This is a genomic window from Williamsia soli (genome assembly GCF_017377795.1).
In the GTDB taxonomy this organism is placed as follows: Bacteria; Actinomycetota; Actinomycetes; order Mycobacteriales; family Mycobacteriaceae; genus Williamsia; species Williamsia soli.
This window is the reverse complement of the sequence record NZ_JAFRDR010000003.1, coordinates 756,183-769,947: the sequence shown is the minus strand read 5'-3', so window position 1 is coordinate 769,947 and position 13,765 is coordinate 756,183. Positions and strand designations below refer to the sequence as shown.

The 13,765-nt window shown below is 55.9% G+C and carries 10 protein-coding genes and 1 pseudogene; all 11 read left to right on the top strand.

Translation table 11 applies throughout. From position 1 onward, the window contains the following. Window positions 1-443: GDP-mannose 4,6-dehydratase (locus J3S28_RS11950; protein ID WP_207840734.1), on the top strand; the 443-nt coding region annotated here is incomplete at its 5' end. A gap of 1,180 nt (window positions 444-1,623) precedes the next feature. Beyond that, window positions 1,624-3,135, top strand: a complete 1,512-nt coding sequence (locus J3S28_RS11945; protein ID WP_207840732.1) for a sugar transferase — start codon at window positions 1,624-1,626, stop codon at window positions 3,133-3,135. 2 nt (window positions 3,136-3,137) lie between these two features. Then, the gene (locus J3S28_RS11940) at window positions 3,138-3,677 is read left to right on the top strand and encodes an arsenate reductase/protein-tyrosine-phosphatase family protein (protein ID WP_207840730.1); all 540 of its coding nucleotides are present in this window, start codon (window positions 3,138-3,140) and stop codon (window positions 3,675-3,677) included. 1,831 nt (window positions 3,678-5,508) lie between these two features. Then, window positions 5,509-6,186, top strand: a complete 678-nt coding sequence (locus J3S28_RS11935; RefSeq protein ID WP_207840728.1) for a CgeB family protein — start codon at window positions 5,509-5,511, stop codon at window positions 6,184-6,186. Next, window positions 6,114-7,031, top strand: coding sequence for a glycosyltransferase family 2 protein (locus J3S28_RS11930; RefSeq protein ID WP_207840725.1), 918 nt, complete (start codon window positions 6,114-6,116; stop codon window positions 7,029-7,031). The genes J3S28_RS11935 and J3S28_RS11930 overlap by 73 nt, the downstream gene beginning before the upstream one ends. Next, window positions 7,028-8,242, top strand: coding sequence for a polysaccharide pyruvyl transferase family protein (locus J3S28_RS11925; protein ID WP_207840723.1), 1,215 nt, complete (start codon window positions 7,028-7,030; stop codon window positions 8,240-8,242). Before J3S28_RS11930 ends, J3S28_RS11925 begins: the two co-directional genes overlap by 4 nt. Continuing rightward, window positions 8,160-8,672: pseudogene (locus J3S28_RS28880) on the top strand (glycosyltransferase); the annotation flags it as partial. The gene J3S28_RS11925 and the pseudogene J3S28_RS28880, both read left to right, overlap by 83 nt. 189 nt (window positions 8,673-8,861) lie before the next feature. Next, complete coding sequence (locus tag J3S28_RS28315) at window positions 8,862-9,560, top strand: glycosyltransferase (protein ID WP_237341371.1); 699 nt, start codon at window positions 8,862-8,864, stop codon at window positions 9,558-9,560. Beyond that, window positions 9,550-10,932, top strand: a complete 1,383-nt coding sequence (locus J3S28_RS11915) for a hypothetical protein (RefSeq protein WP_207840719.1) — start codon at window positions 9,550-9,552, stop codon at window positions 10,930-10,932. The genes J3S28_RS28315 and J3S28_RS11915 overlap by 11 nt, the downstream gene beginning before the upstream one ends. Before the next feature lie 2 nt (window positions 10,933-10,934). Next, on the top strand, window positions 10,935-12,053 hold the full coding sequence (locus J3S28_RS11910; protein WP_207840717.1) for a glycosyltransferase: 1,119 nt from the start codon (window positions 10,935-10,937) through the stop codon (window positions 12,051-12,053). Between the two features lie 191 nt (window positions 12,054-12,244). After that, window positions 12,245-13,735 carry a tyrosine-protein kinase domain-containing protein gene (locus J3S28_RS11905; RefSeq protein WP_237341370.1) on the top strand — a complete coding sequence of 497 codons (1,491 nt, stop codon included), beginning with the start codon at window positions 12,245-12,247 and terminating at the stop codon, window positions 13,733-13,735. The last annotated feature ends 30 nt before the right edge of the window (window positions 13,736-13,765 follow it).

The window sequence follows — 13,765 nt, the reverse complement described above, 5'->3', positions numbered from 1 at the left end:
TCCCCCGCCAGATCACCAACGTCCTGGCCGGCATCCGCCCCAAGCTCTACGGCCACGGCACCAACGTCCGCGACTGGATCCACGTCCACGACCACAACGACGCCGTCTGGACCATCATCGACAAAGGCACCATCGGCGAGACCTACCTCATCGGCGCCGACGGCGAAGTCGACAACCGCACCGTCATCGAAACCATCCTCGAACTCACCGGCAACCCCACCGACGCCTTCGACTTCGTCACCGACCGCCCCGGCCACGACCTGCGCTACGCCATCAACTCACACCGCCTCCGCACCGAACTCGGCTGGCAACCCCAATACACCGACTTCCGCAGCGGCCTCACCGACACCATCGCCTGGTACCGCAACAACCCCGACTGGTGGCAACCACTCAAAACCCAGGTCGAAAAGACCTACGCCACCACCGAGAGGATCGTTCGCTGATCATGGCGGGCTGGGCAGGCGACCGAGTCAGCAGCGAAAGGCCGTTGCAATGTGTGAGGGCCCGGGGTGTTCAGGGATAGACATCGGTCCGAAGCCGCGGTCTGGTGCACCCATAGGCAGGTCTTGGTCAGGGGACGGAGTTTGGACCTACCTTAGTGAGTGACATCTGACGGTCGCTAATCCCCCTGGGGTGATTCCGTAGGCCAGCGCGCACCAGACAACACGAGTGTCCTCATCTCCGGATCGTGCCTCACGACGGGGACCCTTGGCGTTGCGAACGCCTTCGGCTGACTCGGGGCATACACGTGTGACATCCGACTGGCGGGGTCAGCAGCCCCGAGTTCGCAGGCAGCGACTAGTCGGAAGTCACGATGGTGGCTGTAACAAGCCTCAGCGGACAACGATGTAGTGCGTAGGCGGTTCACCACGAGCTCGTAGACATTGGTGTCTACGAAGTGGTCAGGCGAGGAGCCACCGAGGCGGACCCTGTCATCGGCCGAGATCTACGGTCCAAGCGGACTTGACCAACGAATGGACACGAGCGACCCACTGCGATATAAATGACCGTAACGATCATTATGGCGCGGACGCTGACTTGGCGAACACGTCAGAAATGGCAGTGGAGAGTTTTCGGCGGTCTCGAACTGATGCGTCCGCGTTGGCAACGGTAAAAGTAGGGGGAAGTTCTGATGACATGGAGTTTAAATTTGTGTCACAGTGCGACCCGGGTGAAGCGACGAACCAGTTTCTAAGCCTATAAGTTACGAACGCCAATCGCGTAACAACTCGATCTGAGTGATTTTAATCGACCTGCCTACTGGTTGATGTAGTCGGATTAATTAGGTGCATCGACACGAAACATGTTGTGCTGCAGAAAGCTTCACTGGGCGATGCATCGCTACCCATCGCACTGGAATTCCTACCCGACCGAAAAGTGTGACGCCGGACATAGTCCATATGGTTGTCTAGATTACCGTGAGTTATGAAAAGTAAATAGTGCGTTTCGACTCGCAGTGCAGAAACATAAGCGCTAATGTTCGACTATTAAGTACGAGCGCAGGGCGATCTCAATAGGTGATATTCGTAGGACAAGATGCCCTTTAGTGATAGTTGATTTCTTTCTTGGCAGGGGACAGCTGTCCTATGGACGAGATCCCGACGAAGCGTTGGGGAGGTAGGGATGACACGTAGCACGAGGCTTGTGAGCACTGACTGGCGGCGCGCGCCCCAGGTGCCCCCGCTTGCCGTCCGGCCTCGTCTGCGGACGTGGGCGGATGCCTACATCACCCGCGTTCAGGTCGTGGACGCCGTGATCATCGCTGTCGCCGTTTTTGGTGCCCAACAGATTCGATTCGGATTCCCGTCAGTCTTGGACCCCATCGGTAGATTCAGTACACCGGGAGTGCTTGTCTCAGCGGGATTCGTCCTTGCCTGGATCGTCGCCCTCCGCGTCGTGCAGAGCACAGATCGGCGGATAGTCGGATCGGGTGCCGAGGAATATAGCCGAATCGTTCGAGCTTCCCTCGCCGTCTTCGGGCTGTTGGCAATCGTTGACCTACTGTTCAAGTGGAACGTGGCGCGGGGGCTCCTCGCAATCGCATTGCCAGCCGGCACGCTCGGGTTGCTGCTCGCCCGCTGGTTGTGGCGCTGGAGTCTCGCCCGCGCACGGCGAGACCGTCGGAACCTCAATCAACTCCTGGTTGTAGGTAGTCCGGCATCTGCAGCTCCTTTGATTCGCCATCTCGATCGGAACCCTGGTCTGGGCCTCGAAGTAGTTGGCTTATGCGTTCCTCCGGGGGACCCAGCGCGGCATCGCGACGTGGTTGAAATCGGTGGCCGGAACCACCCGGTCTTCGGCGACTCTAGTGATGCCCGTGATGGGGTGGCGCAGTCCCAAGCGACGGCAGTTGCGGTTACATGCGCCGAAACCCTCGGCCACACGGCGATGCGCGAGTTGTCTTGGGATCTTGAAGGAATGCACGTCGACCTGCTCGTATCCCCCGGAGTTGCGGACGTCGCGGGGCCACGCATGTTGGTTCGCCCGGTAGCAGGGCTGCCGCTCCTCCATATAGATAAACCCCGCTACGAGGGTGCCAACAAGTTCTTCAAGGCAGCCTTCGACCGGCTAGGTGCAGGGTCCATCGTGCTTCTGCTGTCTCCTGTGATGATTGCGTGTGCGATCGCTGTGAGAGTCGGATCCCGAGGACCCGTGTTCTACCGTGCGGAGCGTATCGGCCTGAACAACGAGCCATTCCAGATGTGGAAGTTCCGGACGATGGTTGACGGTGCGGATCAGCAGAAACTCGCACTCGCTCAACAGAACGAGGGCGCCGGGGTTCTGTTCAAGATCCGCGACGATCCTCGGGTAACGCCAATCGGAAAGATATTGCGGCGCTACAGTCTTGATGAGCTGCCACAGTTGTTCAATGTACTTGCGGGCACCATGAGCCTCGTGGGCCCTCGTCCACCTCTACGTGCTGAGGTTGAACAATATAGCGCACTGGTGACGCGCCGAATGCTTGTGCGGCCTGGTATCACGGGGCTTTGGCAAGTTTCGGGTCGGTCTGATTTGGACTGGGACGAATCCGTGCGCTTGGACCTCTCCTATGTCGAAAACTGGTCAATTATGCAGGACGCGATGATTCTCTGGAGAACTTTGCGGGCCGTACTGCGAAGTGAAGGCGCGTACTAGTCGTGAAGGTGCTGTTCGTATATACGGGAAACATATGTCGATCACCCGTCGCTGAGCGCATGCTCGCTGCTAACAGCGACAACATGGGACTGAACCTTGTCGTGCAGAGCGCTGGTACTCGTGCGATGAATGGACACGATATGCATCCGGAGAGTCAACGGACGTTGATCGAAAGCGGCACCGATGCGAGCGGCTTTCGTTCGAGGCTATTGACGCCATCGATCGTCGCTGAATGCGATCTTGTTCTCGGAATGACTCGAGAACATCGTGCGGTTTCCAGACAACACGCGCCAGCGCAGTGGAAGCGCATGTTCGCACTTCGAGAGCTTTCGGAAATTTACAGGCGCGAAACATCTACGGAGAACTACTATCCCACACTCGATCCAATGAGTCCGAACTTGGATATAGCAGATCCGATCGGCCGGAGATCCACAGTATTCGATTTGGTCGCTGTCGACATCGAGACCTGCATCGTGCAAGTAGCACGATGGATAAACGATAACCGCAGCGCTGTCGGCGTCTCTGCTCTTAACCAGCGATAAATGGCCAACGTGGACCGACCGATTGAAATCGGCACTGTTAAACCGTCGCCGGCCCAGCCCCAGCGCACGACGAACTCAAGGCGCCGGGGGGACCAAATAGCAGAAAACGCTCAAGGGCAAGTGCTAGGAACACCAGCCCCTTGCCGGGAACACGCCGTGCACAGACCGCTTAGAGCGCATTGCGACCCAAACGCACCCAAACGCAAAGTCTCCGACTCTACACTTAAGGCGGCAGCAGAGCGATGGTGAGAACCGCCACACGTGCACGCGGCCGACACGCGAAGAGCAGCCGTGATCAGAGAAGCGGTGCGAGTCTGCTAGGCATCGCTAGAGTCTGCTACCTGGCCCTCGTGGGTCTGGGTTTCTTGTGGGCGGCCGAGAGGGGCGTACCGGCTGAAATCGGATACTACTCACTTGCGGTGTCAGTCGGCGCTATTGCCACGGTCATACTCCAGTACGGAATCGACAGGATGCTCCTAGTCGAGCTGAGTGACACTGCCGAAATGACTGTGTCGAGTTGGAAAGTCTGGCTACGAAGACGTTCCATATCGCTTGTCGTTGCACTATCGGCGCTCGTAGTTTCGCTATTCTTCCTACCAATCGGCGTGCCGGTGACGATATTAGTCCTGTCGCGAATATTGCTGTCCGACTTCGAAAATATTGCGATCCCATCTGGAAAGATGAGGCTCGTTGCGTGCGCAACTTTGGTGAACGGGATTGTGTCGGGGTGCGCGATCGCTGCAGCGGGAACTAGCGGAGCCGTCATGCTTGCCTGGGCGTCAACACTGGGCAATTTGGTCGGACTAATTGTGATTAGTCCTGCGCTGCTGCTTTCTACACGCGCCATTAGTACCCGATTCAAGAAAGATGGCGACCTGGCGGCGCCGATTAAACTGAGCTGGCACGCAAGCTTGCCGTTTGCCGGAATGGCGATATCCGCAACTGTATATCAGCGGGCAGACCTCGGAGTGATGGGTCTGCTCGGGGTTACCGCGGCGCAGTTGGCGGCCTACGCAATCGCCCTCCGCGCATTCGAGGCTGTGGTCGCATTTCGTGGGGCATTGGTCCAACATCACGCGTCAAATTCACTAAGCCGAAACAGAGATGCAGCACAATTCTTACAGTGGTCGAAGCGCCTCTGCCTAGCGGCTACCGGCGCCGGACTTTCCATAATTGTCGCAGCTATACTGTTCCGCAACTTGGGAATCTTGTCTGATTACGGAAACATATGGACACTGGTAGCAATAATAGGCGTCGGTACCCCGTTGATCGCCTCACATACACTGACTTCGACTTGGATCTACAGTAACCGAGGTTCTTACGCCACGATGTCAGTGAGTATCGGTTTGGCGACACTATCTGTGCTTATGACATGTGGTGCAATGGTGCTAGGTGGAGTTGCACTAGTCACTGTGGCCGCCACCGTGAAGGAATACGTGTCCTTCCTAGTGTTTTGGAAGCCAATGAAGCGAGAAAAGTATCCTACGCTCGGAATGCAGATCGCAATGATGTGGCCCATTTCTTCGGCCCTACTAGCACTAATATTCCTGGGTTGGGCAGCGACATGAATGCGCCGCATAGATCTGTGACTGCGGGCTCCGTTCTGTTCCTCGGGTTCAAGTGGTGGGGACCTGGACCACACGACTTCGCGGCCGCTGTGTCGCAAAGAACTTCCACCCCGCTCGCCCTTGCAAATCTCTCTGGTACGCCGAGTAGGTTTCTGGTGCGCAACAGCGAGGTCCTCAACTGCGCCACTCGACTTCAGCTTCTAGCTCGACCTGGGGAAAACGAACTCGCAATTGTCATGGCACCGCACAGGTTGGGAGGTGGAGTGCTCCGTCAACTCAAGAAGCGCTCTAAACATCTAGTGGCGTGGATTGGAGACGAGCCGATCGGCGAGCGCGACTTCGCTACGACATTCGACTACTACGATGCGGTCTTTGCGGCAGATTCCTGTTGGAATCAATCGGGGCCGGTCGAAAATATCCATATGCCGTGGCCTCACCTCTTGCCTAGTTACCTCACCACTCTGATATCGCAAACGGTTTCGACGAGCCACAGTCTAGTTATCGTCGGAACCGCGTATCGAGAACGAGTCGAGAGCGTAAGAGCGTTAATTGCACGCGGAATGGACGTGCGGATTATCGGGTCGGGTTGGCCACCGGACTTAAACTCTGAAAAGCCGGTAGATCGTCTCGCTCTAATCGAACGCCTCAGGCGTACGTCCGAGGTTGTCATCAATCTGCCGCACAAGCAAATGAGAAACACCCGCAACCCATTCTTCTTTGATCTTGCCGCTGCAGGTATTCCACAAATTATTGTCGGCGGCTCTGAGGCCGTAGATATTGCTCCACCGCACGCAGTCATATCCAGAATTGAGGATCTCGATATGAACATTATCGAGACAGCAAGAGACGTTTCGGAAAGGCTTCAACAGTGGGCAACGAACTCGCAGACGGTGGACGACCGCATAAACTTGATGATTCAGAGGGTGTCATTGTCTGCGTAATAACCTACGGTCACTCGGAACAGGAAGTACGGCAGGCGCTGGCATCAGCGAAGTCGCTGTCAGACAGAGGCCTGGCGCTGAAGTTGTACGTAATCGATGACTCGTCGGGGCGCGCGCCTCGGGTCGAGTTCGCGACCACACTGACCACACACGCAAACGAGGGATATTCTGCGGCGCTCAACTTCATTTTGAAAGACGTCGTCCAGTCCGAGAAGAGACTGGTGATGATTAACCCTGACGTCGTTATCGATGAGGCGTCCTTGCGTGCACTGTGTTGGCCACCGCAATCTGCGGCTCCCATTCTGGTTCCGAAGATAGTAGACGCCGATCGTCTAGAGAACGTGCGCGAGATCTACACCACTCGGAACGCTCTGATGCAGCTCACGTATGGCAGTCTCTCTAAACAGAAGCAGATGCTTGCGCAGCTTGGAAGCGGAACCTTTCCTCTAGGAAAACCATGGGTGCCGGCCGGTACAGTACTTTCACTAGACCCGCGCTTGCTAGACGGGATCGTGCTTGACCCAGAGATGTTCTGGATCGAAATGAGCGCATTGGCGAGAGACTTAGCGAGCGACACCCAGTTCGAGGTACTTGCTGTCTCAGCGCAACATCTCGGCAATAGTTCCAAGAAAATAGCTTCTGCAACAGTGGAGGCAAGCCTGCTCAATGCACGTTGCGCTTATGTGAGAAAGTACGGGTCGGTCTGGGAGCGGCGACTTATTCCATTTGTGGTCGCGATCGGTCTGGTTGTCAAGATCGCCGCCAGACGTACTACTCCTATTCAGGCGGGACGCATGTGGCTAGTTTCTCGAGGTGCGCTGAACTGGAATAAGGTAAGCAAATGATACTCATTACCGAGTGTTATTCGGGTGAAAATTTGGGAGACCGCGAGCTGGTCGATGCCACGCTAGACAAGGTGACACAGATTCACCCAAACGAAGAAGTGCACATAGTCGCGCTCGATGACAGGATATTCAAAGTCATGTACCCGCGCGTGACAATCCATAAACGAATGTTTGATCGAATTGAATACAATTCGAGAACGGGGATTCCACGCCTCCACCTTTTAGTACAGTGGATGCTCTCAATTACGCTGTTATCTGGAGCTTCGATGTTGCCATCGAAGTATCGGCGGCAAGCAACTGAGCGCGTAGGCATGGCTCTGCCGAGGGGCTTGAAGCCGACTGCCTTGGCATACATGACCGCGACTCACGTATATCCGGTTGGCGGCGGATATATAGGCGATCGATATATCAAGGAGAGCGCACTCACTCTCTGGACCTGGTGGTTCAGTCAACGCTCGGGCGCGGCTGTGACTACTATGCCGATAAGCATCGAAGCAGAAGGTTCACTACTCAAGACGCTCCTCCGGAAGCTAGCTGGCGAAGTCAACATCAACGTTCGTGACCGGTCTAGCAAAGCTGTCGCCGAGAGTTGCGCGTTGGACGCTACTTACGTTCCTGACCTCGCGTTTCGCAACTACGAAAGTCGTCACGACGGGTTGCCGAGCTCGCAGAACGATTCACTGCGTGTGCTGATTGTGCCGGTAGCGGGCGACTATTTCGATGAGAGGACCTGGCAATGGCAGGTCGACGAGATTCTCGCCTATATTCTGAACCATCCACAGAAGGTATTAACCTCGACCTTCGAGATGCATCACCGTGTTGCCCAGTCAAGCGCTGGTCAGGACGGCGACGCGGTCAAGTATATCGAGCAGTCGTTGCCGAAGCACGCAAGTGCGGGACGCTTGGAAGCTGCAAGTTATAGAGCGCTGTGCGAAAGCATACGCCTGGACTTCGACTTGGTGATCAGCGCGCGTATGCACGCCGGAATTGCAGCGCTTTGCAGTGAAACGCCACTTGTTTTGCTCGGCTACGAAGAGAAGCATTCGTCGCTAATGAATGAGATCGGTATGACTAAACAGGCAGGCTACTATGGACGAACAACGGAGGCAGCGCTAGCGGTGATGGTCGATGCGGCTATCAATTTTGACGAAACCGCTCGGTCAGTCGCGATCAAGCAGCTTAAGACCCGTCTCGACGATTGGGCTTCGTAAAATGAGTCGTATCCTTGTCGTTAGTAAGTTCATGCATCACGTTGGTGGAGTGGAAACATATATCGATTGGCAGGCTCGGAACCTACCCGCCGCGGGCCACGACTTGCACTTTTTCGGAATGGAGCCTCCTCTTGGAGAAGTGCCGATGGAATCAGTTAATGGTCGTGTTTCATATTCTCCTACTCGGATTTATGACGTAGATGGAGCCCTAGCAAAAGTTAACAACGGCGTACGGTCGGTGTACTCGCCGGCTGTTAAGAGAAGGTTGTTACGCGTAATTGATCAGTTTAGGCCCGACGTCGTTCATTTTCATGGAACCTGCTACCAGTTGACGCCTTCGGTTGCTCGTGCCTGTGTAGCGCGTGCCACACCCTGCGTTATCACGGCGCATGAGTACAAGACCGTTTGCGCGAACCAGCGGCTCTGGGACGACAGGGCGGGCGCCGCTTGCTTCGCTTGCGTCGGCGAAATGTCAAATGCGCGGCGGTCAATAAACATAATTTCGAAGCGTTGTGTAAAGTCCAGCGCGGCTGCGTCTGCGCTTGCGGCTGTTGAACATCCACTCTCATCAAGGCTGTGGGGGACTGCAAGCCCGGTTATTCATACCCCATCTGCTTATATGAAGTCGGTAATTGAACGATCGGGAGTTGGTGTCGGACCTGTATTGCATTTGGACTTGCCATGGTCACGTGAATCTGCTGCGCAGCGCAATGGTGCCGGAGAGGCCAACGATAAGGCGGACGGCCGTTTTGTCGTTGCGTATATGGGTCGTCTTGCGGTCGAGAAGGGCGTAGACGACCTTGTCAGGGCGTGGCGATTCGTTGAAATTGAGCTACCAAATGCTGAATTGCGCATCTACGGTGACGGTTCCGAGCGGGCAAGGCTAGAATCTCTGGCGTCAGAAATGAAGCTGAAAAAGGCGACCTTCCACGGCGTATACCGCCATGAGGACCTGGAACGGATTCTGCGCGACGTCGATTTGACTGTGCATCCTTCGCGCTGGGCGGAAAATAGTCCGTACACGGTGCGGGAAAGTCTGCAATACGACGTTCCCGCAGTAGTCAGTGATATGGGCGGAATGCCGGAGCTTGTTAATGATCGAACCGGTGCAGTTTACCAATCTTCCGACATTGTGGCGCTCGCCAAGGCGATCTGCGACGAGAGCGGCGTTAGGCGTGCTCGTTCAGCGGGCCTTCGGTCTGGAGTCGCTGAGTTGCGCGTTGACTCTTCCGAACACGTCGCTGCGCTGGCCGATTTGTATGGGCTGGCAATGAGACATGCCGAACGGAGACGGAAGGTTGTTACCAATGGCAGTTAGGCAGCATCAGGGAAAATCGCTGGAGCATGAAACTGAGTCCGGCGCAACGCAGCTAGCAGTCTCATCTGGTCGCGCGACCTTCGGAGGACTCGCGTTCTCGCTTCTGGCGGTTCCTGCGATCTTCGATCTCCCGTTGGCCGGCCTAGCGGTGCTTTGCCCGTTGGTTTTTGCAATTACATTCAAAAGGCTGCGTCCTTTATACCTTGCCATATTTGTTGGATGTTCGCTGACCTGGCTTGGTACGGCTGGCCAGCTGAGTTATCTCGGAGTCTCGTCGATCTCGAGTGAATCATTTAGATTTGCTCTCCTATTCGGCATAGTTTTGGCGGCAATCATCGCAATTCTTGGTTCGTTGCGGTCTGGTAGTCGTTCTAAAGCGTATGGAATCGAAGTATCGACACGGTCTCATGTGTTTCTGCTGATGCTGGCCTTGCTGTTGTTGGCAAATAGGCTGTCATCGGGCATTCCCCTATTGCAAGGAAATGAAGCGCGCCTGCAGTCGGTGGCTAGTGAATCGCCCATCATGGGTATTGCTCTCGGTTCTGCGGTAATTTCTGCGGCCTTTCTCCGGTCTAGCCCGCGGGCCTCGATAGGTGCTCTCCAAATCCTTCTGGTGATCATGACCTTAGGGACGGCAAGCCGACTGCTCATCGTAGCTGTCCTCTTGGGCGTGGCTACTGGCTACCTGGGCCATCTCAACAGGTTCAGTGGAATCGCTCGGAGCCTTGTCGCCGCCTCCGCGGGGTTTGTTGTTTTGGGCGCCGCTCTCTTGACCTATGGTGCCCGCACCGAGGGGCGTCTGGAGGCAATCCAGTCTGAACGCGCAAATGCCATCGGTGGGTTTGCTGGTTTCTTTAATGAGACGCTGGGACCAAGCCTTTATCTGTCGGCGCGAAATGGTTTGTCGGTAAACGAACTCATTCAATCTGGGGGCCTGCAGCCCCCGGGGGGATTTATAATCGGCGGAGCGACGAAGTCCTTGGGTCTGTCCGGGGGGTTCGCCGACCCAGAACGCTGGTTGACAACGGCACTCGGTTTTTCTGTAGATTCTACGGGCGCTATTGCTACACCAATTTGGTCGGGCGCGTTGAGTGACTATGGCTTCTTGGGTGGTCTGCTACTCGCTGCAGTGGTGGGAGCGCTCTGCGTCCTGTATGTCGATTTTGTCCCAGGATCGGTTGTATGGCTCAGCGTGGGGATTGTCTTTTCTTTTTACGGTAGCTATTTGGTATCTGCGCAATTTATCGGTGCCTCGCTACTACTTGCGATGATCTCGATCGGAACTAGGTATCTGCGGGCCGGAGAAGTGCCAAAGTCTGAACCTCGGTCCGCTTCGGTGGCACCTGACTGCTCTACGAACAAGGGAATGTGAAGATGCCCAAGGTTGCGATAATCGGTTCGCGTGGTTACCCCAGCTACTATGGTGGTTTTGAGACCCTCATCAGGCATCTGGCGCCGTACCTTGCCGATGAGGGTTGGGATGCTGTTGTCTATTCGCGGCGCGGCGCAACCGTTGAAGAAGAAGCTTCAGGCAGGCGCGACAAGGGTTCTATAGTCAGCATTCTTACGCCGGGTATTGAGTCTCGATCCATTAGTACCTTGTCTTACGGGTTGTCGTCGGTTTTGCACGCAGCTTTTAAACGCCCAGACGTGGCATTGGTGTTGAATGTCGCCAACGGATTCTGGTTGCCGATTTTGAAGTTGTCGCGCGTGCCTACTGTCGTTAATGTTGATGGAATTGAATGGGAGCGCGAGAAGTGGGGCCGCCTGGCCAAGGCTGTTTTTAAGTTTGGCGCTCGATTTACTGCAAGGTTTGCCGATGTGATCGTAAGCGATTCTGAGGAGATCGCAGCGCGATGGCGGCGCGACTTTGGGCGTGAATCGGAGTTTTTGCCATATGGCGGCACTGTTTCGGCCGACAATGATCCTGTGCCGGGTCTAGCGCCAGGAACGTACATCTTGTATGTCGCCCGGTTTGTGCCCGAGAACTCGACGGAGACATTCTTTGATGCGGTGAGCATTCTTGCTGAGCGTCGTCAAGTGGTGATTGTGGGGTCGACTGGGTACGGCGGCGAGCTCGACGACCGTGCGGCTGCCCTCTCGGCAAGTCACGACAACGTTGAATGGTTGGGTCACCTCAGGGACGACAAGAAACTATTCGCGCTTTGGAGTAATGCTGGCGCATATTTTCATGGGCATAGCGTCGGGGGAACGAATCCGGCTCTAGTTCAGGCTATGGCCTGTGGAGCGCCGACAGTAGCAAGGGACACGGTCTATAACCGCGAAGTCTTGGGTGACGGAGGCGCGGTTTTTACTGCTCCCGACCCACAAGAGATTGCACGCGCTTTGGATGCGCTGATGGAGGATCCAAACCTGAGGCAGCGGCTAACTATGGCCGTTCGTGATCGTCAGTCAGAAGCGTATACCTGGGAGGGGGTCTGTTCTGGTTACGCGAGTGTTTTGCGTTCGGCGATACGACAGCGTCGTGGCTAGCAGTTTAAGAAGGCGTCTGAAGTGCAGAAGGTCGTGATAGGCGCCCGTTGTCCATCGTGCGGGTATTGTCTCCGCGGGTTAGACTTCAGGCTGGAGCCGTTTAGTTCAGTTCGGAGCTGGCCGATGTCGGGGGATGTCTCCGGAGTAGTAATTTTTTCCTGTAGCCACGATTGGGGCTTAAATTGGTGACTATGACCTCGCGCAAGCCGATCAAACCGGCTAAGGCGTCCTCCATGCGTTCATCCCTTGTGGCGCTTCGGCGCGGCTGGCCGATCGTAATTATTCTTGCGCTGCTTGGCGGAGCGGTTGGTCTGGGTCTGAGTTTGTATCAGGATCCTACGTACAGATCAACCGCCACAATGTACGTAACTTCAGGCAACGAAGATAACGCGCAATCCGCTTACCAAGGCTCGCTGGCGTCTCAACAGCGAGTTACGTCGTACACACGGCTGGTGAACTCAGAAGCGGTGTTGACGGGAGCGCTCGGCTCTTTTCAGTCCGGTATCTCCCTTTCTGAAGCTAAGGTTGCGGTCAGTGCGACTACTACGCCTGACACGGTGCTTCTGAATGTCTCTGCTGAGGGGACAAATGCCGTGCGTGCCGCGGAGTTGGCGAATGCAGTCGCAGCATCCCTTGAGGAGTACGTGAGTGAGCTCGAGACTCCGAGCGGTGGTGGGTCGCCACTTGCGAAGATCACTACAGTCTCGCCGGCAAATGTTGAGGACAGCCCGATCGCGCCGCGCACCGAACGGAATGTGCTAGCGGGCATAGCAGTAGGACTGATCCTCGGACTGGCGTGGGTCGCTATTCGTAGCCGGTTCGACAACCGCGTTCGCGACGGCGAGGGCGTCGAGGGAGTAACGAGTGCACCGGTCATGGCGTCAGTGCCATCTGACGACACTTTGAAGGGTCGTGGTCTGATCAACTTTGGGTCGGGTGCGACACTTGCGGCAGAATCGTACAGAAAGCTCCGAACAAATTTGTCATTCGCCAGTGTTGACAGGCCGATCCGGCGAATCTTGGTAACAAGCGCGTTAGCCGCTGAGGGCAAGACCACTACTGCGATGAACTTGGCAGCGGCACTTGCCGAGACGGGTAAACGCGTCGTGTTGGTCGACGCCGACCTTCGACGACCGCAGGTCTATCACCGCACGGGCGGCATCGGGGATATTGGTTTTACGAACTATCTAAAAGGCGACGGAACCATGGCTGACTTGCTGCAATCCAGCGATGTGGTTGGCTTGCATATCCTCGCGAGCGGTCCTCAACCTCCCAATCCGGCTGAGCTGTTGGGGTCCAAGAAGGCCGGTCAGGGTATCGAGAACTTGTCAGCAATGTTCGACTATGTGGTAATCGATTCGCCGCCGCTGTTGCCCGTAACGGATGCTGCTGTGTTGTCGCAGTGGGCGGACGGCGTGCTACTCGTAGCTCGTGCCAATCAGTCTCGGTTGCCCGATGTTGCGGCAAGCATAGAGCAGTTAGAGGCGGTAAACGCCGATCTGATTGGCGTCGTTCTCACTGATGTTCCTACACGAGGCGGTGCGTACAAATATGGCTACTACTACACCTCGTCAGATGTCTTGAAGAATCAGCGCGTCGGCGGTCTCTTCGGAAGGAAGCGAAACAAACACCAAAATATCGAGGTTGCTCTAGAACCAACATCGAACATCGAAGTTAGGTGATATTGCGCCTCAACCCAAGTGAGGAGGGGC